Annotated in this window: 17 protein-coding genes; 6 read left to right on the forward strand and 11 right to left on the reverse strand. The window is 70.6% G+C overall.

Going from position 1 to position 24,842, the window contains the following annotated elements; genetic code table 11:
• Positions 1-164: 164 nt before the first annotated feature.
• Together RFN52_RS30885 and RFN52_RS30890 are read left to right on the forward strand one after the other, a co-directional pair.
• Positions 165-1,436: a nucleotide sugar dehydrogenase gene (locus tag RFN52_RS30885; protein WP_184851065.1), complete on the forward strand. Its 1,272-nt coding sequence runs from the start codon at positions 165-167 to the stop codon at positions 1,434-1,436.
• Positions 1,433-3,196, forward strand: coding sequence for a glycosyltransferase (locus tag RFN52_RS30890; RefSeq protein ID WP_184851067.1), 1,764 nt, complete (start codon positions 1,433-1,435; stop codon positions 3,194-3,196). Before RFN52_RS30885 ends, RFN52_RS30890 begins: the two co-directional genes overlap by 4 nt.
• Before the next feature lie 77 nt (positions 3,197-3,273).
• On the opposite strand, the gene RFN52_RS30895 is transcribed toward RFN52_RS30890, so the two are convergent.
• The 6 genes from RFN52_RS30895 to RFN52_RS30920 all read right to left on the reverse strand — a co-directional run bounded on the left by RFN52_RS30895 (position 3,274) and on the right by RFN52_RS30920 (position 13,374).
• Positions 3,274-4,698, reverse strand: coding sequence for a polysaccharide deacetylase family protein (locus tag RFN52_RS30895; protein WP_311241090.1), 1,425 nt, complete (start codon positions 4,696-4,698; stop codon positions 3,274-3,276).
• Positions 4,699-4,757: 59 nt separating this feature from the next.
• Positions 4,758-6,197, reverse strand: a complete 1,440-nt coding sequence (locus RFN52_RS30900; RefSeq protein WP_184851071.1) for a cellulose binding domain-containing protein — start codon at positions 6,195-6,197, stop codon at positions 4,758-4,760.
• 162 nt (positions 6,198-6,359) lie between these two features.
• Entirely contained in the window at positions 6,360-8,489 is a 2,130-nt protein-coding gene (locus tag RFN52_RS30905; RefSeq protein ID WP_184851073.1) for a 3-hydroxyacyl-CoA dehydrogenase NAD-binding domain-containing protein, read from the reverse strand.
• A complete protein-coding gene (locus tag RFN52_RS30910) occupies positions 8,486-9,703 on the reverse strand; it encodes a thiolase family protein (protein ID WP_107453458.1) in 1,218 nt (405 codons plus the stop codon). Before RFN52_RS30910 ends, RFN52_RS30905 begins: the two co-directional genes overlap by 4 nt.
• Positions 9,704-9,937: 234 nt before the next feature.
• A complete protein-coding gene (locus RFN52_RS30915; RefSeq protein WP_184851075.1) occupies positions 9,938-10,972 on the reverse strand; it encodes a LacI family DNA-binding transcriptional regulator in 1,035 nt (344 codons plus the stop codon).
• On the reverse strand, positions 10,969-13,374 hold the full coding sequence (locus RFN52_RS30920; protein WP_184851077.1) for a glycoside hydrolase family 2 protein: 2,406 nt from the start codon (positions 13,372-13,374) through the stop codon (positions 10,969-10,971). The genes RFN52_RS30915 and RFN52_RS30920 overlap by 4 nt, the downstream gene beginning before the upstream one ends.
• Positions 13,375-13,537: 163 nt before the next feature.
• Between RFN52_RS30920 and RFN52_RS30925 the strand changes: the two genes are divergently transcribed.
• Genes RFN52_RS30925 through RFN52_RS30935 form a run of 3 tightly spaced genes read left to right on the forward strand, consistent with a single transcriptional unit; the run spans position 13,538 to position 16,628 of the window.
• Positions 13,538-14,851, forward strand: a complete 1,314-nt coding sequence (locus tag RFN52_RS30925; RefSeq protein ID WP_184851079.1) for an ABC transporter substrate-binding protein — start codon at positions 13,538-13,540, stop codon at positions 14,849-14,851.
• Positions 14,851-15,801 carry a carbohydrate ABC transporter permease gene (locus RFN52_RS30930; RefSeq protein ID WP_184851081.1) on the forward strand — a complete coding sequence of 317 codons (951 nt, stop codon included), beginning with the start codon at positions 14,851-14,853 and terminating at the stop codon, positions 15,799-15,801. The genes RFN52_RS30925 and RFN52_RS30930 overlap by 1 nt, the downstream gene beginning before the upstream one ends.
• A complete protein-coding gene (locus RFN52_RS30935) occupies positions 15,798-16,628 on the forward strand; it encodes a carbohydrate ABC transporter permease (RefSeq protein ID WP_184851083.1) in 831 nt (276 codons plus the stop codon). The genes RFN52_RS30930 and RFN52_RS30935 overlap by 4 nt, the downstream gene beginning before the upstream one ends.
• 111 nt (positions 16,629-16,739) lie before the next feature.
• On the opposite strand, the gene RFN52_RS30940 is transcribed toward RFN52_RS30935, so the two are convergent.
• The 3 genes from RFN52_RS30940 to RFN52_RS30950 all read right to left on the reverse strand — a co-directional run bounded on the left by RFN52_RS30940 (position 16,740) and on the right by RFN52_RS30950 (position 19,908).
• Entirely contained in the window at positions 16,740-18,029 is a 1,290-nt protein-coding gene (locus RFN52_RS30940; RefSeq protein ID WP_184851085.1) for a ribonuclease D, read from the reverse strand.
• 186 nt (positions 18,030-18,215) lie between these two features.
• The gene (locus RFN52_RS30945; RefSeq protein WP_003993737.1) at positions 18,216-18,878 is read right to left on the reverse strand and encodes a response regulator transcription factor; all 663 of its coding nucleotides are present in this window, start codon (positions 18,876-18,878) and stop codon (positions 18,216-18,218) included.
• 355 nt (positions 18,879-19,233) lie between these two features.
• A complete protein-coding gene (locus tag RFN52_RS30950) occupies positions 19,234-19,908 on the reverse strand; it encodes a DUF3000 domain-containing protein (RefSeq protein ID WP_184851087.1) in 675 nt (224 codons plus the stop codon).
• Between the two features lie 102 nt (positions 19,909-20,010).
• Between RFN52_RS30950 and hemE the strand changes: the two genes are divergently transcribed.
• Positions 20,011-21,078, forward strand: coding sequence for a uroporphyrinogen decarboxylase (hemE, locus tag RFN52_RS30955; RefSeq protein ID WP_184851089.1), 1,068 nt, complete (start codon positions 20,011-20,013; stop codon positions 21,076-21,078).
• Between the two features lie 27 nt (positions 21,079-21,105).
• Here hemE and RFN52_RS30960 read toward each other — a convergent pair whose 3' ends face one another.
• Together RFN52_RS30960 and RFN52_RS30965 are read right to left on the reverse strand one after the other, a co-directional pair.
• The gene (locus RFN52_RS30960; RefSeq protein ID WP_184851091.1) at positions 21,106-22,080 is read right to left on the reverse strand and encodes an Lrp/AsnC family transcriptional regulator; all 975 of its coding nucleotides are present in this window, start codon (positions 22,078-22,080) and stop codon (positions 21,106-21,108) included.
• 127 nt (positions 22,081-22,207) lie between these two features.
• The gene (locus tag RFN52_RS30965; protein ID WP_184851093.1) at positions 22,208-24,670 is read right to left on the reverse strand and encodes an MFS transporter; all 2,463 of its coding nucleotides are present in this window, start codon (positions 24,668-24,670) and stop codon (positions 22,208-22,210) included.
• Positions 24,671-24,842: the final 172 nt, after the last annotated feature.

The raw sequence follows: 24,842 nt of genomic DNA on the forward strand, positions 1-24,842 counted from the left end.
CGGCAGGGGTTGTACAGATGTGTGCGTGACAAGGCGCACCTCGGGTGAACGTGGTCAAAAAGTGAAGGTCTTGTTAACCTCCTCGGACTTGTTCGAATTTGCTCGGGGGGCCGGTTGCTACTGCGTCTGGCCGACGCCGTGGCAACGGGGTTGGGGATGAATTCGTGAGCAGATCCTCCACGGTGGATCTTGTCGTTGTCGGACTCGGTTACGTGGGGCTGCCGTTGGCCAGGTCCGCCGCCGCCGCGGGCCTGAAGGTGGTCGGTCTCGACCGCAGCAGACGAGTGGTCGAGGGACTGAACGCCGGCCGTTCGCACGTCGACGACATCTCCGACGCCGAAGTTCGCGCCATGCTGGAGCAGGGCTTCGAGGCCGTCGACCGGGCCGACGTGATCGCCGGTGCCGCCGCGGTCGTGGTGTGCGTTCCCACGCCGCTCACCGAGCACGGAGCCCCGGACCTCGGCGCGGTGCACGCCGCCGTCGACGACATCGCCGCCCACCTCACCGCCGGAACGCTCGTGGTCCTGGAGTCCACGACCTACCCGGGCACGACCGACGAGGTGGTCCGGCCGCGTCTGGAGGCCGGGGGCCTGCGCGTCGGCATCGACTTCCACCTCGCCTTCTCCCCGGAGCGCATCGACCCGGGCAACCCCTCCTTCGGCCTGGAGAACACCCCCAAGGTCGTCGGCGGCATCACGGCCGACTGCACCAAGGCCGCCCGCGCCCTCTACGAGCGTTTCGTGAACCGGGTCGTCGAGGCCAAGGGCACCCGCGAGGCCGAGATGGCCAAGCTGCTGGAGAACACCTACCGGCACGTCAACATCGCCCTCGTCAACGAGATGTCGATGTTCTGCCGCGAGATCGGCGTCGACCTGTGGGACGCCATCCGGTGTGCTTCCACGAAGCCGTTCGGGTTCGCGCCCTTCCACCCCGGCCCCGGCGTCGGCGGGCACTGCATTCCGATCGACCCCAACTACCTGTCGTACAAGGTGCGTTCGCTGGGCATCCCGTTCCGGTTCGTGGAGCTGGCGCAGGAGATCAACCAGCGCATGCCCGTGCACGTGGTGAACCGCGCCGCCGATCTGCTCAACGACCAGGGCAAGGCCGTGCGCGGCTCCCGGGTCCTGCTGCTCGGCGTGACCTACAAGCCGGACATCTCCGACCAGCGCGAGAGCCCGGCCCTGGCCGTCGCGGAGAACCTCCTCGCGCGCGGTGCCGAGCTCGTCTACTTCGACCCGCGCGTCGAGGACTGGCAGGTCGCCGGTGCGCCCGTCGAGCGGGCCGGTGACTACCTCGCCGCCGCCGAGGCCGCCGACCTGACGATCCTGCTCCAGCCGCACCGCGAGATCGACCTCGACGAACTGGCCGACCACGCCCGGGCGTTGTTCGACACCCGGGGCAAATCCGCCGACCACCCGCGGGTGGTCAAGCTGTGACCACCGACGATACGTACATACCGGGGGCCGTCGATTCCGGTGGGCGCCGAGCGCACCGGAAGCGGCGGCATCTGAAGGTCTCGTACTTCGTCTTCCTGGGCCTCGCCGCGCTGATCGCCACCCGGCTCGATGCCGGTTCCCTGCACCTGTACTCGATGGGTGCCATGGGCCTGCTGGCCCTGAAGATGTTCGGCGCCCTCTTCTACCGTCCGGCCAAGGCCGGGCGGGAGGAGCTGGAGTACCTGGAGAACGCCTGGGTCACCGCGGTCATCCCGATCTACAACGAGGACCCGGTGATGTTCGAGCAGGGCATGCGCAGCCTCCTCGCGCAGAGCCGCCTGCCGAACGAGATCCACATCATCGACGACGCCAGCGCCAACGACTCCGGCATCAGGGCCGCCAAGAAGATGCGCCGCGAGTTCGAGGCCAAGGGCGTCAAGTACACCGTCAGCGTCCAGCCCGAGAACAAGGGCAAGCGCGAGGCGCTGGCGCTGGGCTTCGAGGCCGCGCCGTACTCCGACATCTTCCTGTGCGTCGACTCGGACACCGTGCTGTCCCGGGACACCGTGCGCGAGCTGCTGCTGCCGCTGGCCGACGAGAAGATCATGGCCTCCACCGGCATGGTCCTCGCGCTCAACCACGACAGCAACATCTTCACCCGCCTCCAGGACCTGCGCTACGGCAACTCGTTCCTCTTCGAGCGGGCCGCCTACTCGCGGCTGAAGTCGGTGCTGTGCTGCTGCGGCGCACTCTCCGCGTACCGCGGCACGCTGGTGCGCAAGTACCTGCCGGACTTCCTCAACCAGCAGTTCCTGGGCAAGCCGGCCGTCTTCGGCGACGACCGCCGCATGACCAACTACTGTCTGATGGAAGGCCAGGTCGTCTTCCAGGAGACGGCCGTCGGCTACACGGCCGTCCCCGAGAAGCTGCCGCACTTCCTGCGCCAGCAGGTCCGCTGGAACAAGTCCTTCTTCCGCGAGTCGCTGTGGGCGTTCAGGCACCAGAAGAAGTACCGGCCGGCCTTCTGGCTGACCTGCATGGAGCTCGCGCTGTGGCTGGTCTTCGGCTCGGCGATGTTCTACTCGATGGTCATCCTGCCCATCATCAAGCCCGCGCAGTTCGTCAACCACATCGGCGACTACCTGGTCTTCATGGTCCTGATGGGCTACCTGCGCAATGTGCGCTACCTCGACTTCCCGCGCCGCGGCATGGGCTTCGTCAAGCGTTTCGGCATGTTCCTGCTCGCGCCGATCTACGGCGTGATCCAGCTGACCCTGCTGACCCCGCTGCGCTTCTACGCCCTGTTCACCCTCCACAAGGGCAGTTGGGGCACCCGCCAGGGCGGCGTCGAGGTGTCCGTGGCCGGGGACCACGAGAGCGATGTGACGGAGATCTTCGAGGAAGAGGACCCGTACTCCGACAAGAAGGTCACCGAGACGCTCCAGCTGATGCGTCTGGAGGGTGTGGCGCTGCGCACCCGGCCCCGCCCGGCGGGCGGCATCCCCTCCCAGCCGCAGCCGATCCCCGGCTACCACGAGGAGCAGCACGCGGCCGTCCCGCAGCAGCGCGTCAGCTGGGGGTCACCGGAACCGGCCGGCCAGCAGCAGTGGCAGGGCGGGCACCCCGGCCACCACGACCCGTACCAGCAGCAGTACCCGGGGCAGGGCCACGTCCCGCAGCAGGGCGGGTATCCGCCGCAGGACCCGTCGTGGCAGCAGGGGCAGGGCCAGGGCGGCGGCTACGGGCAGGGCGGCTGGTAGAGCCGCGGAGGAACGAAGAGAGGGGCGGCCGGGGGGCCGCCCCTCTCTTGTGCGTCCGGGCGCTGGGCGTGCGGGCCTCAGGTGTAGGAGGCCATGGCCTCCTCGACCGTCAGCACCGGGATGTCCCGGTCCTCGATCGCCTTCATCAGCGCCTCCAGGCCCGCGGTGCCGATCTCGGTGCTCGTCTGGGGAGCGCCGTCGACGACCTTGTGCAGACACAGGATCAGCCAGTCGCCGTTGTTCACGCACCGGTCGAGCTTGCCGCCCGCGCCCGTCAGCTTCGACAGGGCCGTACCGCCGATGCCCGTGCCGTCGTTGATGCCCGTCAGCGCCTTGAGGCGGTACGGCATCGCCGGGGCGAACGACTCGATGGTCTCGGAGATGATCGACCGGGCCGTGGTGAAGTGCCGGCTCGCGATCTGGTCGACCGGGACCCCGTCGGAGGTCTTCTGGAACGCGCCGTGCGGATAGGCGAAGTGCTCGCTGGTGAAGCCGTTGGAGACCAGCCACTCGCGCAGCTTGCGGAAGTCGTCGTCGGCCTGCTCGGCGGTGAGCTTGGGGTAGCTCGCCGTGTGGACGGCGTTCGCGTACGAGTGGCCGCCCATCTCCCAGCCGGAGAAGTCCTGCATCGACCGCATCTGGTCGAGGGTCAGGAAACTGCCGGTGCCGATGGCGTCGGCGATGTTGTAGACCGTGCCGGGGAAGCCGAAGCGGTCCATGACCGGCCGGGCCAGGTCGTGGACCGACTTGTGGGAGTCGTCGAAGGTGATGGAGACGACGCCCTTGGGGAAGACCGAGACGGTGTCCGGTATCAGCTCGACGGCCTGGAGCCGGTAGGTCACCGGACCGCCCGCGTTGTCGTACACGGCGAACGACATGTCGGTGAAGCCGGTCTTGGTGGAGGGCTTGCCACTGGCGCCGATGGAGTACGTGCCCGCTGCCGCGTTGACGTCCGCCCACTGGAGGTGGACGGTCACCCACTCCCCGGACTGGACGTAGTTCGCCGAGGTCTTGGAGTGGAGGTGGTGCGTCCAGGCGAAGTGGTTCGCGAGGGAGCCGCTGCCCAGGTAGAAGACGCACTTGGCCAGGTTCGTCACGTCGTCGACGCGGAAGACAAGACGGATCATCTTGCCCGTCAGGCTCATCGCCGGCAGGCCCGTCTTGCGGACGTAACTCTGCTTGCCGGTGCCGTTCGTGGTCACCCGGACCGACTGGGTGCCGCGCACGAAGGCGGACTTGTCGTTCGCCTCGGCCGACGCGGTGCCCGCGCCCCCGGGCGTCCAGCCGTGGCCCGACTGGAACTGCTGGGACCAGCTGGCCCGGCGGTACTTGGGGCGGCGGCCGGAGGGGGCGTAGAGCGGAGGCGTGGTGAGGCCTCCGATGCCGCCCCCGGCGGCCGGGGCGGCGGCGGGCTGCGCCACCACCTTGCCCAGCCACGCGCCGCCGCCGGCCATGGCGACGCCTCCTGTACCGCCCATCAGCAGAGCGGAGCGTCTGCTCACCACCGGTTTGTCCTCCGTTGCCTCGGCAGCGTGCCTGTGGGCGCCGGACCGCCTTTTCCTCACCGGGACTCCCGTACCGTGTCGAAGTAGTTCAGACCCTCGCCGGTGAAGTCCTCGACAGCGGACTGCACTTGCTTCGCCGACAGGGTTTCGTTCGCGTTGTAGTAGAGCCAGTCCACCTTCATGTCCCAGGCGCGCTCGCCCTTGAACGGCAGATCGATGAACCAGTGGTTGAAGTTCACGGACATGTCCGCGCGCGGGGCGTACTTGCCGTTGCTGAGGAAGAGCTTCTTGCCGTCGAGCCAGTAGGCGACGACGCCGTCCTTCACCCGGATCAGCACGGTGTGCCAGGAATCGAGGCTCTTGTTGGTGGTCTTGTAGACCCGGTCGTTGGTCTTGTGGTCGTACCAGGTCACGGTGTCGAGCTTGGGGCCGGGCCGGCCCCAGCCGCCGTTCGGCATGTACTCGTTGTCCAGCTCGCTGTACTTCGAGCCCTTGCCGCCGATGGTGTAGAAGGTCTGGTTGACGTGGTCGCCGGAGTCCCCGGTGGCCGGCTCGTCGCTGAAGTGGATCCGGGCCGCGTAGGTGCCGTCGCGGAACTTGCTCGCGGCCGTGCCGAGGCTCGCCTGCTTCGTCCCGGCCTTGGTGCCGTCCGTGCTCGCCCGCAGGTTGAGCACCTGGCCGTCGGCGTGGGAGCCTTCGGCGGTGGGGAAGCTGACGCCGCTCGCGGACCAGGTGTTCTCGACGCCCGGGCCGCCCTTGCTGGTGCGGACCAGCCAGCCGTGCTTGAACAGGGCCGGGTCCTTGGGGCCCTGATAGGTGAAGTCGTCGAACAGCACCCCGGCGGGCGGGGCGGGCAGCGGCTCGGGCGCGGACTTCGCCGCCGTCTTCTTCTCGTCGCTCGCCTTGGTGCCGTCCGGCTCCTCGCCCCAGGCGAGGACGCCCCGCTTGTAGGCGGTGACGTTCTCCGCCTCCTTGTAGCTGGTCATCTCCGCGTCGAAGGAGCGGTCGTCGGACTGCTTGAGCTTCTTGTGGTCGGTGCGGAACAGCTGGAGGTCGATGCCCTTGCTGTTGGCGCCGGGCTCGAGGTCACCCGCGGCGGCCGTGAACCGGACCTCCAGGTAGTGGTCGGCGCTGTCCGTGGGCTTGTCCATCGCGACGATCCGACCGGCGACGTTGGAACAGCCGAACACGGCGTTGACACAGTTGAAGGCGTAGGACGCGGAGCCGTCGGCGGTGAACCAGTACCGGAGCGTCACATCGCTCAACGGCAGTGGCTTGTCGGTGTCGTTGAAGACCTCCAGCGACGGCTTGGCCGCCGTCGCCGTCGCCGGGGTGTCGGTCCGGTAGCGGATTTTCAGCTCGGGCGGATCCGGGTTCGCGGCCTTCCATACGGGATACAGCGCCGTGCCGCCGGCGGCGACGACCGCCACGAGGAGCAGGAGCCTGATCTTGGGCCAGACCCGGCGTCGGGGTGTTCGGCGACGAGGGGACGCCACGCAGGACTCCTTCGAGGACACCCGGCGGTCTGGGGTGGAGACCGTCAGAGTCAGGTAAACAATGGTCGGATTGTGTGAGGATCCTATCTGTGGCGGCATGCACAAAGGGGGGCGGGTGCACGGATTGTTACCGTACGCCCCACCCCCCTCAGGGGTAACGCGTTACGCGGGGACGCTCGCGACGCCCTGCGCGAGGAACCTCTTGCCGTTCACACGCTCGGAGACACCCTCGCGGTCCAGGTACGGCGTGATTCCGCCCAGGTGGAAGGGCCAGCCGGCGCCCGTGATGAGGCACAGGTCGATGTCCTGCGCCTCGGCGACGACACCCTCGTCGAGCATGATGCCGATCTCCTGCGCCACCGCGTCGAGCACGCGGTCGCGGACCTGCTCCTCCGTCAGGACGGTGTCGCCCTGCTTCAGCAGCGCGGCGACCTCCGGGTCCAGCTCCGGCTTGCCGGAGTCGTAGACGTAGAAGCCGCGCTTGCCCGCCTTGACGACGGCCGCGAGGTTCGGGGAGACCGTGAAGCGGTCCGGGAACGCCCTGTTGAGCGTCTCGGAGACGTGCAGGCCGATCGCCGGGCCGACCAGCTCCAGCAGAACCAGCGGCGACATCGGCAGACCGAGCGGCTCGACGCCCTTCTCGGCGACCTCGACGGGGGTGCCCTCGTCGATGATGTTCTGGATCTCGCCCATGAAGCGGGTCAGGATGCGGTTCACGACGAACGCCGGGGCGTCCTTGGTGAGGACCGCGGTCTTCTTCAGCTTCTTGGCGACGGCGAACGCCGTGGCCAGGGAGGCGTCGTCGGTCTTCTCGCCGCGCACGATCTCCAGCAGCGGGAGGACCGCGACCGGGTTGAAGAAGTGGAAGCCCACGACCCGCTCGGGGTTCTTGAGCTTCGACGCCATCTCGGAGACCGACAGCGAGGAGGTGTTGGTGGCGAAGATGGCGTGCGCCGGGGCGACCGCCTCGACCTCCGCGAACACCTGCTGCTTGACGCCGATCTCCTCGAACACGGCCTCGATGATGAAGTCCGCGTCGGCGAAGCCCTCGGCCTTGTCCAGGACACCGGACACCAGCGCCTTGAGGCGGTTGGCCTTGTCCTGGTTGATGCGGCCCTTGCCGAGCAGCTTGTCGATCTCGGCGTGGACGTAGCCCACACCCTTGTCGACGCGCTCTTGGTCGATGTCCGTGAGGACGACCGGGACCTCCAGGCGGCGCAGGAACAGCAGCGCGAGCTGGCTGGCCATCAGACCGGCGCCGACGACACCGACCTTGGTGACCGGGCGGGCCAGGTTCTTGTCCGGGGCGCCGGCCGGGCGCTTGCCGCGCTTCTGCACCAGGTTGAAGGCGTAGATGCCGGAGCGCAGTTCGCCGCCCATGATGAGGTCGGCGAGGGCCTTGTCCTCGGCGTCGTAGCCCTGCTGGAGGTCGCCGTTCTTGGCGGCGGCGATGATGTCCAGGGCGCGGTAGGCGGCCGGGGCCGCGCCGTGCACCTTGGAGTCCGCGATGAAGCGGCCCTTGGCGACGGCCTGGTCCCAGGCCTCGCCGCGGTCGATGACCGGGCGCTCGATCTCCAGCTCGCCCTTGAGGACGGCCGCGGTCCAGATCAGCGACTGCTCAAGGAAGTCCGCGCCCTCGAAGATCGCGTCGGCGATCCCGAGCTCGAAGACCTGCTTGCCCTTGAGCTGCTTGTTCTGGTTGAGGCTGTTCTCGATGATCACCGAGACGGCCTTCTCGGGGCCGATCAGGTTCGGCAGCAGGGCGCAGCCGCCCCAGCCCGGGACCAGACCGAGGAAGACCTCGGGCAGCGAGAACGCCGGGAGGGCCGCGGACACGGTGCGGTAGGTGCAGTGCAGACCGACCTCGACACCGCCGCCCATCGCGGCGCCGTTGTAGTACGCGAAGGTCGGCACGGCCAGCTTGGACAGCCGCTTGAAGACCTCGTGGCCGCCCTTGCCGATGGCGAGGGCGTGCTCGTACTCCTTGAGGATCTCCACGCCCTTGAGGTCGGCGCCGACCGCGAAGATGAACGGCTTGCCGGTGAGGCCGACACCGACGATCTCGCCGTCCGCCGCCTCCTTCTCGACCTGGTCGATCGCGGCGTTGAGGTTCGCCAGCGAGGCCGGGCCGAAGGTGGTCGGCTTGGTGTGGTCGTGGCCGTTGTCCAGGGTGATCAGGGCGAAGCGCCCGGCACCGAGGGGGAGGTCGAAGTGGCGTACGTGCGCACTCGTGACGACCTCGTCCGGGAACAGCTCGGAAGCCTGCTTGAGAAGCTCGGCGGTGGTGCTCACTTGTCCCCCTCGAAGTGCGGGTTCTCCCAGATGACCGTCGCGCCCATGCCGAAGCCGACGCACATGGTGGTCAGGCCGTAGCGGACGTGCGGCTGCTCCTCGAACTGGCGGGCCAGCTGCGTCATCAGACGGACGCCGGAGGAGGCCAGCGGGTGGCCGAACGCGATGGCGCCGCCGTACTGGTTGACGCGCTCGTCGTCGTCGGCGATGCCGTAGTGGTCCAGGAAGGCCAGGACCTGGACGGCGAAGGCCTCGTTGATCTCGAACAGGCCGATGTCGGAGATCGACAGGCCCGCCTGGGCCAGCGCCTTCTCCGTCGCCGGGATCGGGCCGTAGCCCATGACCTCCGGCTCCACGCCCGCGAAGGAGTAGGAGACCAGACGCATCTTCACGGGGAGGTCGTTCTCCCGCGCGAACTCCTCGGAGGCGATGAGCGAGGCGGTGGCGCCGTCGTTCAGACCGGCCGCGTTACCGGCGGTGACCCGGCCGTGGACGCGGAACGGGGTCTTCAGGCCCTGGAGGTTCTCCAGGGTCGTGCCCGGGCGCATCGGCTCGTCGGCGGTGACCAGGCCCCAGCCCGTCTCACCGGCCTCGGGGGAGGTGCGGCGTACCGAGACCGGCACCAGGTCGGCCTGGATCTTGCCGTTGGCGTACGCCTTGGCGGCCTTCTCCTGGGAGCGCACGGCGTACTCGTCGGCGCGCAGCTTGGTGATCTGCGGGTAACGGTCGTGCAGGTTCTCCGCGGTCATGCCCATGAACAGGGCCGACTCGTCGACCAGCTTCTCGGACACGAACCGCGGGTTCGGGTCCACGCCCTCGCCCATGGGGTGACGGCCCATGTGCTCGACACCGCCCGCGACGGCGACGTCGTAGGCGCCGAAGGCCACGGAACCGGCGACCGAGGTGACGGCGGTCAGGGCGCCGGCGCACATACGGTCGATGGAGTAGCCCGGCACGGACTGCGGGAGACCGGCGAGGATCCCGGCGGTGCGGCCGATGGTCAGGCCCTGGTCACCGATCTGCGTGGTCGCGGCGATGGCGACCTCGTCGATCTTCTTCGGGTCGAGTCCGGGGTTGCGGCGCAGCAGCTCCCGGATCGCCTTCACGACGAGGTCGTCGGCACGGGTCTCGTGGTAGATGCCCTTCGGGCCCGCCTTGCCGAACGGGGTGCGGACGCCGTCGACGAAGACGACGTCCCTGACGGTACGAGGCACGATGGCTCTCCTCCAGGGTCAGGATCTGCATTGCTGCTGCGATGCGCTGAGCGCGCGCTCAGGCCCATGCTACTTATGGGTAACGTAGCTGCACACCCCTGACAGGCGGAGCGGCGAAGGTCACACCTCATCTCCGGGTGGTGCGGTGCCTCTGGGGGCGCGGGGCCGTATCGATGTGCGGCTCCGCCGCGTGGGCGCGACCAGCCACAACGCACCCGCACCCCCGTACGGCGCTCACCGAGGCGGCGCAGTGGACCCCCGAGGCGTCAGCACAGGGGTCGGCACCGGGTGTGACCCGCCCTCACCCCCGGTGATCACCGAGAACAACGTCCGGGCCACCTCCGCCCCGAACCCGTGCACGTCATGACTCATCGCCGACAGCGTCGGATGCGTCAGCCGGCACAGCTGCGAGTCGTCCCACGCCAGCAGCGACACGTCCTCCGGCACCCGCAGCCCCATCTCCGCCGCCACCGACAGCCCCGCCACCGCCATGATGTCGTTGTCGTACACGATCGCGGTCGGCCGGTCGGCCGGTGCCGCGGTCAGCAGCGACCGGGTCGCCCGCGCCCCCGCGTCCCCCGAGAAGTCCGTCGCGACCTGCCAGGCCCCGGCCAGCGCCAGCGCCCCCGCCGTCTCGTCGAACGCCGCTGTCCGGATCGCCGTGTGCCCGAGGTCCGCCGCCCCGCCCACCCGGGCGATCCGCCGGTGCCCCAGCGCGGCCAGGTACCGCACCGCCTCCGTCACGGCCGTCGCGTCGTCCGTCCACACCGAGGTGAGCCCCCCGGTCAGCGAGGGGTGCCCGACGGCGACCACCGGCATCCCGAGCCGCTCCGTCATGCCCACCCGCGGATCGTCCGCCCGGAAGTCGACGAGGATCGACCCGCCGATCTGCCGCCCCCGCCACCACGCCTGTTGGACGCCCACCTCCTCGTCCATGTTCCGTACCAGCCGCAGCAGCAGCGAGCTGGAGTGCTCGGCCAGCACGCTCTCCACGCCGGAGACGAACTCCATGTACCAGGGCTCGAGGCCGAGCACCCGGGCCGGCCGGCACACGGCCAGCCCGACCACGTCCACGCGTGATCCGGCCAGCGTCCGCGCCGTGAGACTCGGCGACCAGCCCAGCTCCCGTGCCGCGAGGAAGATCCGGTCCCGGGTGGCCTCCGACAGTCCCGGCTTGTGGTTGAACGCTAGGGACACCGCCCCCTTGGACACACCGGCGCGCGCGGCGACGTCCTTGATGGTGACGCGAGGGGTCGGCGTTGCCGTCATCGGGTGGGCTCCACGCAGTACAGGGCCGAACGGGCGGTCTTCGCGTCCGGAGTCTTCCAGCCGCGCACCCCGATGGTCACCTCTTCGCCCGGCAGCAGCGTGACCAGCCCCCGGTCGGCCCGCGCCCCGGGGTCGAGCCGGTCGGCCTGGAGCAGCAGGTCCCGGACCAGGGTGCGGGCGGTCACCGTGATGCCGCCCGGCGCGAGCCCGACCTCGAACTCCGGAGCGGGGTAGGGCACTTCGCGGTCGGGCACCGGGAAGTGCAGCGCCCGCAGCCCTCCCCCACTCTCGGCTCCGCTCGAGCGGGGGGACCCCCACACGTCCGCGACCAGGAACTCCCCGGGCCCGGCGGGCATCAGCTCCCGCGGCACGCCGACACGGGCCACGGCCCGCCTCCCGGCCGCCAGGTCGACGTCCTTCCGGGCCAGCACCTCGCCCTCGACGGACATGCGCCGCAGGGTCAGCGCCCCCCGCCACTCCGCCGGCCCCTGGTTGCAGGCGGCCAGCACCAGCCCGCCGTCCCACATCTGGAACGTCGGCAACCGGTCCGCGTAGAGCCGCCTCAGCTCGTGGTAGAGCGGCTTCTCGCGGCCGTCCCCGTCGATCGCCGCCCAGGAGGTCACCGGCCAGCAGTCGTTGAGCTGCCAGACGATCGTGCCCGCGCACACCGGCCAGTGGGAGCGCCAGTGCTCGATCCCGGCCGCGACCGCCCGCGCCTGGTTGAGCTGCATGAGGTAGTGCCAGCGGTCGAAGTCCCCGTCCGGCACGGCGAAATGCCGTGCGAGCCCCCGCTCCAGCTTGCCGTTGCCGTCGTCCGCCTTCTGGTGGTGCAGCACGCCGGGGGAGTCCGGCGCGAGCTCCTCCCCGGGCAGCGCCCGGCGCAGGGTGCTGTACGCGGGCGGCGCCTGCCAGCCGAACTCGGCGACGAACCGCGGCACGCTCAGCCGGTAGTCCGCGTAGTCCTGCCGGTTCCACACCTCCCACGAGTGGTGGGTGCCGTGCGCCGGGTCGTTCGGGTGGTGCTCCCAGGACCCGGACCAGGGGCTGCCCGCGGTGTACGGCCGGGTCGGGTCCAACTCGGCCACCACGCGCGGCAGTACGCCCAGGTAGTAGCCCTCCCCCCAGGAGTCCCCGGCCAGCCGCGGCTCCCACTCCCAGTCCCTGAAGCCCCACAGGTTCTCGTTGTTGCCGTTCCACAGCACGAGCGACGGGTGCGGCATCAGCCGTACGACGTTCTCCCGCGCCTCGGCCTCCACCTCGCCGCGCAACGGCTGCTCCTCGGGGTAGGCCGCGCACGCGAAGGGGAAGTCCTGCCAGACCAGCAGCCCCAGTTCGTCGCAGGCGTCGTAGAAGTCCTCGCTCTCGTAGATCCCGCCGCCCCAGATCCGCACGAGGTCAACGCCCGCGCCGGCCGCCTGCTCCAGCCGCTCCCGGTAGCGCTCGCGGGTGATCCGGGACGGGAAGACGTCGTCGGGGATCCAGTTGACGCCCCGCGCGAAGAGCCGCTCGCCGTTGACGACGAGGGTGAAGCCGGTGCCGTGCGCGTCGGGCCGCCGGTCCAGCTCCACGGTCCGGAAGCCGACCCGCCGCCGCCACACGTCCAGCGGCTCCTCGCCGTGCAGCAGCTTCAACTCCACGTCGTGGAGCGGCTGTTCGCCGTACCCGCGTGGCCACCACAGCCGCGCGTCCGGCACCCGCAGCCGTACGACCCCGCCGGACCCCTCGATCTCTGCCCGCGCCCGCACCCCCGCGACGGTCGCCTCCACGGTCAGCGCTGCCTCGACCCGGGTCCGCTCGACGTCGACGGCCAGTTCGACGACGCCGGTGCCCTCCTCGACGGTGACCAGCGGGCGCACCCGGGCGATCCGGGCCGTCGACCAGTGCTCCAGGCGCACCGGCCGCCAGATCCCGGCCGTCACCAGGGTCGGCCCCCAGTCCCAGCCGAAGGAGCAGGCCATCTTGCGCAGGTACGGGTAGGGCTCGGCGTAGGCGGCCGGCCGCTCACCCACCCGGCCGCGCACGGCCTCGGCCTCGGCGTAGGCGGAGACGAACCGCACGGACAGCCGCCCGGACAGGCCCGTCACGTCGAACCGGTACGAGCGGTGCATGTTGCGCACCGTCCCCAGCAGCCGCCCGTCCAGGGAGATCTCGGCGACGGTGTCGAGCCCGTCGAAGACCAGGTCGGTCTGCTCCTGCCCCCCTGAGTCGCCGACCTCCCGCTCGTACGTCCAGTCCCGGCGCCCCACCCACGCCACCTCGGTCTCGTGGCGGCCGAGGAACGGGTCCGGAATCACCCCGGCGGCCATGAGGTCGGTGTGCACGCACCCCGGCACGACGGCGGGCAGCGTGTCCGAGTCGTGTCGCAGGATCCATCCCTCGCCGAGCGGTGTCGCCTCCAGCATGCGCACTCCCTTAACCGGTCCAGTGAAGAGTCGTGTGATGGTTTCGCATCGTTGGCGGGATTGGGACTTTACCGGTTGAGTGCACGCTGTCAGAGTTCCGAACCAGCCATACCGCACGTGCTCGTCCGTCCCGAGTTCCCCTCCGCGAACGGAGCTGATGCACATGAACCGCCGTACCCTCCTCGCCCTCGCCGTGGGCGCGGCCCTGCTGGCCTCCGGCTGCACCGGCTCCGGAGGCTCCACCCAGGGCGCCGACGCGAAGGCGCCCGACGATCCCTCCAAGGTCGACGGGACCATCACCGTCCTCACCCACCGGACCGACCTCGTGCAGGACGGGACGATGAAGAAGTACGCCGCCGAGTTCAACAAGACGTATCCGAAGGTGAAGGTCGAGTTCGACGGCATCACCGACTACGAGGGCGAAGTCAAGATCCGTATGAACACGGAGAACTACGGCGACGTCCTCATGATCCCCGCGGTGATCGAGAAGAAGGACTACCCCAAGTTCTTCGCCTCCCTGGGCGGCAAGGAGGAGCGGAGCAAGAAGTACCGCTTCACCGACTACACGGCCGTCGGCGGAAAGGTCTACGGCCAGAGCCCGCTCGGCGCGGTCCCCGGGTTCATCTACAACAAGAAGGTGTGGAGAGAGGCCGGGGTCACCGACTGGCCCACGACACCGGACGAGTTCCTCGCCGGCCTCAAGGCGGTCAAGTCGAAGACCGACGCGGTCCCCTACTACACCAACTTCAAGGACGGCTGGCCGCTCAGCCAGTGGACGGGCGTGAGGGGCTCGGTCAGCTGCGACGAGCAGGCCACCACCAGGTGGGCCGAGGGCAACCCCTGGGCCGAGGGCGGCGAACTGCGGGTGGCGGACCGCCTGTTGTACGACATCGTGCACCAGGGGCTCGTCGAGAAGGACCCGACGACCACCAACTGGGAGGCGTCCAAGCCCAGGTTGGCCAAGGGGGAGATCGCCACCATGTGGCTCGGCTCCTGGGCGGTCATCCAGATGCAGGGCGCGGCGAAGCAGGCAGGCACCGACCCGGACGACATCGGGTTCATGCCCTTCCCCGCCCAGAAGGACGGCACCTTCTGCGCGGTGACGTCGCCCGACTACAACCAGGCCGTCAACGTCCACTCCGAGCACAAGGAGGCCGCCCGCGCCTGGATCGACTGGTTCACCGACGAGTCCGGCTACGCGCAGGACAACCTGGCGCTGTCCCCGCTCAAGGACGCCCCGCTGCCCGACATGCTGAAGCCGTACGAGGAGGCGGGCGTCAAGCTCCTCGACCTCGACGACAGCAAGGGCGCCGAGCTGAAGACCATCGAGAACCAGTCCGAGGTCGGCATCAACAAACCCGACTACCGCAAGGAACTCGTCGACATGGCCCGCGGCGCCAGGAAGGGCGACCCGGACGACTACCTGGACGGCCTCGGTGAGAAGTGGACCGAGACCCGGAAGTCGCTGGGGTACTGATGACGGGCACCACCGAGACGGCCGCCGTCGAGGCAGCCGCCGGGGCGGCCACCGCCCCCGTCCCGGCCCCCGCCCCGCGCCCGGCACGTCTTTGGCGCGGGGCCACCCCCTGGCTCTTCCTGCTCGCCCCGCTCACTCTCCTGATCGTCTTCACCTACGCGCCGATCGCCAACATGGTCGCGTACAGCTTCACCGACTGGGACGGGGTGAGCCCCGGGCTGAACTACACGGGAGCCGAGAACTACACCGAACTCTTCACCCGCTCCGAGCTGTTCGAGGTCTTCTGGGTCAGCGGCTACTACCTGGCGGCATCGGTGATCCAGATCGTGGCCGCGCTCTACTTCGCCACGATCCTCAGCTTCAACGTCCGCTTCCGGAACTTCTTCAAGGGCGTGCTGTTCTTCCCGTACCTGATCAACGGCGTCGCGATCGGCTTCGTCTTCCTCTACTTCTTCCAGGACGGCGGCACCCTCGACTCCGTGCTGAGCCTGTTCGGCGTGGAGACGGACCGGGCCTGGCTGGGCACCCCGGAGTCGGCGAACACCTCTCTCGCCGCCGTCTCCGTCTGGCGCTACCTGGGCCTGAACTTCGTCCTCTTCCTCGGCGCGATCCAGTCGATCCCCGGGGAGCTGTACGAGGCGGCCGAGCTGGACGGCGCGAACCGCTGGCACCAGTTCCGCCACATCATCGCGCCGGGCATCAAACCGGTGCTGAGCCTGACGGTGATCCTCTCGATCTCCGGTTCGCTCTCGGTCTTCGAGATCCCGTACATCATGACCGGCGGCGCGACCGGCACCGAGACGTTCGTGATCCAGACCGTGAAGCTGGCGTTCCAGTTCAACAAGACGGGGCTCGCCTCGGCGGCCGCGGTCGTGCTGCTGCTGATCGTCCTGGTGGTGACCTGGGTGCAGCGCCGTCTCGCCCCGGACGACAAGGTGGACCTCGTATGACGCGCCGCGCGGTGACCCGCGTCCTCGTGTACCTGTCGCTGATCACCGCGACCGCGCTGGTCCTGCTCCCGCTGGCCGCGGTGTTCCTGACGTCCCTGAAGTCGGAGAAGGAGATGGCGGACGGCAGCGGCGCGCTCGCCCTGCCGGACGACCCGTTCAACCTCGACAACTACGTGACGGCGTTCCAGGACGGCCGGATGCTCTCGGCCTTCGGCAACACGGCCGTCATTCTTGTCGTAGCCATCGGCGGCACGGTCCTGATCGGCTCGATGACGGCCTACGCCGTCGACCGCTTCCGCTTCCGTTTCCGCACGTGGGTCCTGGCCCTGTTCCTGATCGCCGCGCTGGTCCCCGGCGTGACCACCCAGGTGGCCACCTTCCAGATCGTCAACAGCTTCGGCATGTTCGACAGCCTCTGGGCGCCGATCGCCCTCTACATGGGCACCGACATCGTCTCGATCTACATCTTCCTGCAGTTCGTCCGCTCGATCCCGGTCTCCCTGGACGAGTCGGCCCGCATCGACGGCGCCAACGCCTTCACGGTCTACCGCAAGGTCATCTTCCCGCTGCTGAAACCGGCGATCGCGACGGTCGTGATCGTGAAGGGGATCACCGTCTACAACGACTTCTACATCCCCTTCCTCTACATGCCCTCCGAAGATCTTGGCGTGATCTCGACGTCGCTGTTCCGCTTCAAGGGCCCGTTCGGCGCCCACTGGGAGACGATCTCGGCCGGAGCGATCCTCGTCATCGTCCCCACGCTGGTCGTCTTCCTGTTCCTCCAGCGGTTCATCTACAACGGCTTCACCCGGGGCGCCACGAAGTAGACGCCCTTCCTTTCAGGGGCGCGGGGCTGTATCGATGTGCGGCTCCGCCGCGGGAGCGCGAACAACCATGACGCACCCGCGGCCACCGCCCGACGCGAAGCCCTACGGCGTCTAGGCCTCCTTGGCGGACAGGGCCTCCACGAGCACGGGGGTCACCTGCTCCACCTGCCAGGGCCGCGCACCGTGCCCGGCCAGGGCAGAGGCCACAGACTCGGCGTCCACCACCGCCGGCGGCTCCCAGCACACCCGCCGCACCGTGTCCGGGGTGATCAGGTTCTCCTGCGGCATGCCGACCTGCTCGGCCAGCGCCGACACCCCGGCCCGGGCGGCGGACAGCCGCGCCGCGGCCGCGGGGTCCTTGTCGGCCCAGGCGCGCGGCGGCGGAGGCCCGGTCACCGGCTGCCCCGGCTGCGGCAGCTGCGCCTCGCTCAGCGCCTTCGCCCGGTCCACCGCCGCCTGCCACTGCTCCAGCTGCCGCTTGCCCACGCGGTGTCCGAAACCGTTCAGCGCGGCCAGTGCCTGCACATTGGCCGGAAGCGCCAGCGCCGCCTCCACGATCGCCGTGTCCCCGAGCACCTTGCCCGGCGACACGTCCCGCCGCTGCGCGATCCGGTCCCGGGTCTGCCACAGCTCCCGCACGACGGCCAGCTGCCGCCGGCGGCGGACCTTGTGCATGCCGGACGTACGCCGCCATGGGTCCTTGCGGGGCTCGGGCGGGGGAGCCGAGGCGATCGCGTCGAACTCCTGGCGGGCCCACTCCAGCTTGCCCTGCCGGTCCAGCTCCTTCTCCAGCGCGTCGCGCAGGTCGACGAGCAGCTCGACGTCCAGCGCCGCGTAACGCAGCCAGGGCTCGGGCAGCGGCCGGGTCGACCAGTCGACGGCGGAGTGCCCCTTCTCCAGGACGAAGCCCAGCACGCTCTCGACCATCGCGCCGAGGCCGACCCGGGGGAACCCGGCGAGCCGCCCGGCCAGCTCCGTGTCGAACAACCGCGTCGGCACCATGCCTATCTCGCGCAGGCACGGCAGGTCCTGGGTGGCGGCGTGCAGCACCCACTCGACGCCGGACAGGGCGTCACCGAGGGCGGACAGGTCGGGGCAGGCCACGGGGTCGACGAGGGCCGTGCCTGCGCCCTCGCGGCGCAGCTGCACGAGGTAGGCGCGCTGTCCGTAGCGGTAGCCGGACGCGCGCTCGGCGTCGACGGCGACGGGCCCGGATCCCGCCTCGAAGGCGGCGATCACCCGGGCCAGGGCGGCCTCGTCCGCGATGACGGGCGGAATGCCCTCACGCGGCTCCAGCAAAGGGATCGGCGCCTCCGTAGCAGAAGATCCGCCGTCGTCCGGAGGGGCGCCTCCGGTGGTTCGCAGTGAGCTGTCTGCTGCGGTGTCGTGGGCGTCGGTCACCTGTCAAGGGTATCCATGTATGGACAGCGCCCGCCGACGGAACGTTCCGTCGGCGGGCGCCCGAGGGTCGCAAACCAGTCATGTCGGGGAAGCGGCGGGTTCGCGAACCGTGCGTGACGTGAACGGGGCCGACGGCCGGTCCCGTTCACGGGCAGGAGGGATCACGAGGGGTCACGGCGGAGCGGGTCAGTGGATGATCCCGGTCCGCAGTGCCACCGCGACCATGCCGGCGCGGTCGCCCGTGCCGAGCTTGCGGGCGATGCGGGCGAGGTGGCTCTTGACGGTCAGGGCGGACAGGCCCATCGAGACGCCGATGGCCTTGTTCGACTGGCCTTCCGCGACCAGCCGCAAAACCTCGACCTCGCGGCCGGACAGTTCGCGGTAGCCGCCCGGGTGGCTCGGGGCACCCGGGGGGCGGCGGTGCAGTCGCGCGGCGGCGGCGCCGATGGGGGCGGCGCCCGGCCGGGTGGGGAGCCCGACGTTGGTACGGGTGCCGGTGACGACGTACCCCTTCACCCCGCCGGCGAGTGCGTTGCGCACGGCGCCGATGTCGTCGGCGGCGGAGAGGGCGAGCCCGTTGGGCCAGCCCGCGGCGCGGGTCTCCGACAGCAGGGTGAGGCCGGAACCGTCCGGCAGGTGGACGTCGGCGACACAGATGTCGCGGGGGTTGCCGATGCGGGGACGAGCCTCCGCGATGGACGAGGCCTCGATGACGTCGCGCACACCGAGCGCCCACAGGTGGCGGGTGACGGTGGAGCGGACGCGCGGGTCGGCCACGACCACCATGGCGGTCGGCTTGTTCGGGCGGTAGGCGACCAGGCTTGCGGGCTGCTCGAGGAGAACGGACACCAGGCCTCCTGGGGTGCGGGCGGGGCCGGCTCGTGGGGGTGAAGCCGGGACGAACCGTGCTTTCAAGGTCACAGTCGTCTTCGGCACCGAACCCGTCCGCCTTTAGAGAATGATCACGATTCAGTGATAACAATCCGTGCAATTCGGACACGCGGTCGATCAATCGAAGGTGGAACGGTTTCGGTCTGCGTCGGTACGCGGTCGAAAGTGGCCGTATCGACAAAGTGATTCGGCCAAGAGGGGTACTCAGGTGTGATCGTCGGCAGGACATGGTTGACCGCCCCGCACAAGATCGATCAGTGCGGGGCGGTCAGGGGCCGATCAGGGGCCGGTCAGGGGTGGTTCCAGGGGTCGGTCAGCGGGACTGCGGCCCTCGCCGCTGGGGCAGCGTCACCACGGACGCGTCGCCCGGACCGGCCGGGGGCAGCCCCGCGATCTGGGCGAGCAGATCGCACCAGGACGCCAGGTGTGCGGCCGTGTCCGGGGCTCCGCCCAGGCCCTCGCGCGGCGTCCACGACGCGCGGATCTCGATCTGCGAGGCGGCCGGGCGCGCGGACAGCCCGCCGAAGTAGTGGGAGCTCGCGCGCGTGACGGTGCCGCTCGGCTCCCCGTACGTCAGCCCGCGCGTCTGCAGCGCACCGGTCAGCCAGGACCAGCACACCTCCGGCAGCAACGGATCCGCCGCCATCTCCGGCTCCAGCTCCGCGCGCACCAGCGTCACCAGCCGGAACGTGCCCCGCCACGCGTCGTGCCCGGCCGGGTCGTGCAGCAGCACCAGCCGGCCGTCGGCCAGGTCCTGGTCGCCGTCGACGACCGCCGCCTCCAGCGCATAGGAGTAGGGGGCGAGCCGCTTCGGCGCGGGCGTCGGCTCGACCTCGATCTGGGGCCGCAGCCGCGCCGTCCTCAGCGCGTCGACGGCGGCCCGGAAGGGCAGCGGGGCGGAGTCCGCCTCCCGCCGGTCGTTCTCGGTGTCCTTCGCTTCGTCCATACCGCCAGCGCCGTCCGACAGTCGTCCCTGAGCCGCAGCCATGCGGGAAGGTTACGGGGACCGGAGCCCGGGCGCGGGGCTAGACACCCCGCGCCTCTCCAGGGGCTGAATAGCGCTGTCCGGCGGCGTGCGAAACTTGGCCCCGTGAGTGCCAACGACGCCCCCAGGGCCCAGCAGCCGTCCGCCGCGTACGACTCCGCCTTCCTCAAGGCCTGCCGGCGCGAGCCCGTGCCGCACACGCCGGTGTGGTTCATGCGGCAGGCCGGGCGCTCACTGCCGGAGTACCGCAAGGTGCGCGAGGGCATCCCGATGCTCGAATCCTGCATGCGGCCCGAACTGGTCACCGAGATCACCCTCCAGCCGGTGCGCCGGCACGGCGTGGACGCGGCGATCTACTTCAGCGACATCGTCGTCCCGCTCAAGGCCATCGGCATCGACCTCGACATCAAGCCCGGCGTCGGCCCGGTCGTCGAGCGCCCGATCCGCACCCGCGAGGACCTCGCGCAGCTGCGCGACCTGACCCCCGAGGACGTCTCCTACGTCACCGAGGCCATCGGCCTGCTCACCCGCGAGCTCGGCGCCACGCCCCTCATCGGCTTCGCCGGCGCCCCCTTCACCCTCGCCAGCTACCTCGTCGAGGGCGGCCCGTCCCGTACGTACGAGAACGCCAAGGCCATGATGTACGGCGACCCCGAGCTGTGGGCCGACCTGCTCGACCGCCTCGCGGACATCACCGCCGCGTTCCTGAAGGTGCAGATCGAGGCCGGCGCCTCGGCGGTGCAGCTGTTCGACTCCTGGGCCGGTGCGCTGGCGCCCGTCGACTACCGCCGCTCGGTGCTGTCCGCGTCGGCGAAGGTCTTCGATGCCGTCGCCGGCTACGGCGTCCCGCGCATCCACTTCGGGGTCGGCACCGGCGAGCTGCTCCCGCTCATGAGCGAGGCCGGCGCGGACGTCGTCGGCGTCGACTGGCGCGTCCCGATGGACGAGGCCGCCCGCCGCATCGGCCCCGGCAAGGCGCTCCAGGGCAACCTCGACCCGACCGTGCTGTTCGCCCCGACGGAGGCCGTCGAGGCCAAGACCCGCGAGGTCCTGGACTCGGCGAAGGACCTGGAGGGCCACGTCTTCAACCTCGGCCACGGCGTCATGCCGTCCACCGACCCGGACGCCCTGACCCGGCTGGTGGAGTACGTCCACACGCGGACGGCCCGCTGACGACGGTCCTCGCCGCCCCGGCGGGCCTCAGCGGCCGGGCTCGTAGGCGAGCTGCTTGACCTGGCGCAGCGTGAGGGTGGTCTCGGCGGAGCGGACCCCGTCCAGGGCTCCGATGGTGTCGCTGAGGTAGGCGTAGAGGTCGCCGGTGCTCGGATGCAGGGTGGCGGCGACGATGTTGGCCTGGCCGGTGGTGGCCGCCGCGAAACTCACCTCGACGTGCGAGGCGAGGGCACGGCCGATCTCGGCGAGGGCCGCCGGGGCGACGGTGAGCCACAGCATGGCGACGACGTCGTTGCCGAAGTGTTCGTTGTCGAACTGCACGGTCAGGTAGAGGACCCCGGTGGAGCGCAGCCGGTCCAGGCGCCGTCGCACCGCCGATTCCGACAGGCCGGTGCTCGCCTGGAGTTCGGTGAGCGGGGCCCGTCCGTCCCGGGCGAGAACGGCGAGCAGCGCCTCGTCGGCAGCGTCCAGGACGACGCCGTCCGTGCCCGGACAGACGGGGGGCGGGCTCAGGGCGGCCCGTTCGTCGGGGGAGAGGGCGTTGATCTTGCTGAGCCACCCGAGCGGGCCCCCGTAGAAGCGGTGCAGCAGGCAGTGGGCGCTGACCGAGGTGACGCGCGGGCTTCGCTGCAAGCGGTCGAGGAGCAGTTCGTCCCTCGCCTGCCGCGTGCGGGGCTTCATGGCGCACATCACTTCGGTGCCGCCCGAGATCACGCTGATGTGGGCGGTGTCCGGACGCCGGGCGAGTGCGCTCGCCAGTTGTTCGGCGGTGTCCGGGGTGCAGCCCAGGCGCAGCAGCCAGGTGTTGCCGCCGAGCCGGCTTTCGTCGGTGATGCCGAGCACCCGCAGCTGGAGGGTGCTGCGCAGCCGCCGGAAGCGGCGTGCGACGGTCTGGTCGGACACTCCCAGGACGTCCGCGATCCGGTTGAACGGCGCCCGGCCGTCGAGCTGCAGCGCCTGCAGCAGCTTCCGGTCGAGTGGATCGAGTGCCTGGGACTGCACCGGGTTCCTCCTGCTCGTGCGGCTGGGGCGCCCGCTCCCGCGACCGTGCCCCGCACCGGATACGGCTGCCCCGGGCCCCAGTATCACCGGACCCGGTGCGGGGCCGGGGGGCGGCCGGCCGCCGCTTTCAGCCGCCCGGGTGGCCCAGTTCCAGAGGGACGTCCGCCGGAGCCCCGCCGTCCACGGTGACCTTCCTTGCCACCGGCGGGTACCCGGCGGCGATCACCGAGTAGCTGCCCGTGTCCAGGCCGGTGAAGGCGAAGCAGCCGTCCAGGCCGGTGGTCGTGGTGCCCACGACGTTTCCGGCCGCATCCACCAGGGTGACCCGCGCGTCGGTCAGGCTCCTGAGGTGGGAACCCGCCCGGACGACGCCCCGCAGCCGGGCACCCGACCGCAGCGGCACCCGCAACGCGGTGGCCGCGGCGCCGGACGCCCGGACGGGCAGTGCCTCGGGCCGGAACCCCGGGGCGTTCACCGTGAGCGTGACGTCGTCCGCCGGCAGCTCACCGAAGCCGAAACGCCCTGCCGCGTCGGTCGTGGCGCCGGCCAGTACGTCGCCGTGTGCGTCGGTGACCGTGACCAGGGCGCCCTCCACAGCGGTTCCGTCATCGGCCGTCACCACGGCGCCGCCGATCCTGCTGCCTCCGGCCAGCACCAGGTCGTGGACCAGAGACCGCTCGCCCAGCACGACCGTGGTGGCCAGGGGCCGGTGGCCGTCCGCGGCGGCGATCAGCACGTACGTCCCCGCCGCGGGGGCGGTCAGCTCGTAGCGGCCCGCGCTGTGGGCCACGACCCGGCCGACCTGCGTCCCGGCCGGTGAGACGAGGGTGAGCGTGGCGCCCGCCATCCCGTTGCCGGCGCTGTCACGGACCCGGCCGGAGAGGACGGGCCCGTGCGGAGGCCCGGCCGGGGCCTCGCCGACGGCCAGGCGTGGCCCGTCCGGCCGGGGGAGCGGGGCCGGGGCGGCACCGTCCCCGCCGGGCGCCCCCGCGAGAACCGGTTCCGGCTCGCGCTCGTGCTGCGGCTTGGCCTTCCTGGGGGCCGCGTGGGCCGCATGGGCCGAGGTCCGCGGGGTGCGCAGCAGCAGCATTCCGACGACCGCGGCGAGCAGCGCGAGCGCGGCGGCCACGACGAGGCACAGGTAGAGGCCGTCGAGGAAGGCGTCGGACAGGGCGCCAAGGGCCCTGCCGGTCTGGGCTCCCAGGTCCATCCGGGCCACCACGCCCAGCCCGTCGGCGTCCACGGCAGCGGTGATCCGCTGCGCCGTCGCGCCGTCCACGCCGGCGTCCGCGAGGTGACCGGGCAGCGTGTCCGTGGTCCTGGTGGTCAGCAGCACGCCCAGCACGGCCGGGCCGAGGGCCCCGCCGACCTGCCGGAAGGCGTTGTTGCCCGCTGCCGCCATGCCCGCCAGGTGATGCGGCACGGAGGCGACGGCGGTGGCGGTCATGGGCGTGACGACCAGCCCCAGCCCGAGGCCGAGCAGGGCCAGCCGCCAGGCCAGCGCACCGAACGGCGTCCCGGCGTCGAGCGCGGTCAGAGACAGCAGGGCCCCCGTCATGACGAGCAGACCGCAGGGGATCAGGACGCGTACCGGGATGTGCCGCATCAACGGCCCCGCCACGATCCCGACGAGCAGGCACACCGCCGTCACGGCCAGCAGCCGGTACCCCGCGTCGAGCGTGTCGAGCCGCTGCACCATGCCGAAGTAGAGGCTCAGGACGAAGAAGAAGCCGATCAGGCCCAGGAAGGTGATCATCGCGATCAGCGTGGTGGCGCTGAACGCCGGGCTGCGGAAGAGCGTCAGATCCAGCATGGGGCTGGCGCTGCGCCGCTCGGCCAGGACGAACGCGAGGGCGCCGACGGCGGCCAGCACGAGGGCGACGACGACCCTCGGCTCGGAGAAGGAGCCGGCACCGCCTTCGATCACGCCGTAGACGAGGGAGGTGACCGCCAGGGCGGCGGTGATCTGACCGGGCCAGTCCAGCCGGCGGGACCCGGGGGCCCGGGAGTCGGCCACCAGGGGCGCCGCCACCGCCACGGTGAGGACGGCCACCGGGATGGCCGGCAGGTAGATCCACCGCCAGGCGGCGTGGTCGAGGATCAAGCCCGCCAGCAGAGGGCCGACGGCCAGTGCCGCCATCAGGGAAGCGGCCCACAGGCCGACGAACTTGGCCCGCTCGTGCGGGTCGGGCACCGCGTGGCTGATCAGCGCCAGCGTCGTGGGCAGCAGCGCGGCCGCCCCCAGCCCGGCCAGTGCCTGCCCCACCCACAGCACCTGGACCGACTGCGCGCACAGCGCCACGGTCGCCCCGGCGGCGGCGAACACCAGGCCCGCCTGGAAGACCTTCTTGCGGCCGTGCACGTCTCCGAAGACACCGGCGGTCAGGATGAGGGCCGCCATGGGCAGCACGAACGCGTCGGATATCCAGGACAGTTGTGAGGTCGAGGCGTGCAGGGCCCGCTGGATGGCAGGAAGGCTCACCGAGACGCTGGTGACCGGCAGATAGGCGACGAACACCCCGGCGCACGCCATGACCAGCGTGGCTCTCGGACTCTGCCGTGGTCCGGTCGCCGTTGTTCCGACGTTCACGAGTAACTCCGTTCCGGTGCGGCGGGGTCGCCGGCACGGTGTCACTTTTCAGCCAGTCCACGTCAGGGGCCAGCCACAGCCCGCGGAGCCCGGGGAATCGACATCCAGGAGGAGGATCCGAAGGATTTCCGACACCCGCGCGGTGCCGGAGGGGGCGCCGGTGAACACAGTC

Source organism: Streptomyces collinus (genome assembly GCF_031348265.1).
In the GTDB taxonomy this organism is placed as follows: Bacteria; Actinomycetota; Actinomycetes; order Streptomycetales; family Streptomycetaceae; genus Streptomyces; species Streptomyces collinus.

What these genes read in the sequence shown, in the direction of transcription:
- RFN52_RS30930 (WP_184851081.1), top strand. Translation starts at nt 14,851, where the DNA reads ATGACGGGCACCACCGAGACGGCCGCCGTCGAGGCAGCCGCCGGGGCG.
- RFN52_RS30935 (WP_184851083.1), top strand. Translation starts at nt 15,798, where the DNA reads ATGACGCGCCGCGCGGTGACCCGCGTCCTCGTGTACCTGTCGCTGATC.
- RFN52_RS30915 (WP_184851075.1), bottom strand. Translation starts at nt 10,972, where the DNA reads ATGACGGCAACGCCGACCCCTCGCGTCACCATCAAGGACGTCGCCGCG.
- RFN52_RS30920 (WP_184851077.1), bottom strand. Translation starts at nt 13,374, where the DNA reads ATGCTGGAGGCGACACCGCTCGGCGAGGGATGGATCCTGCGACACGAC.
- RFN52_RS30950 (WP_184851087.1), bottom strand. Translation starts at nt 19,908, where the DNA reads ATGGCTGCGGCTCAGGGACGACTGTCGGACGGCGCTGGCGGTATGGAC.
- RFN52_RS30925 (WP_184851079.1), top strand. Translation starts at nt 13,538, where the DNA reads ATGAACCGCCGTACCCTCCTCGCCCTCGCCGTGGGCGCGGCCCTGCTG.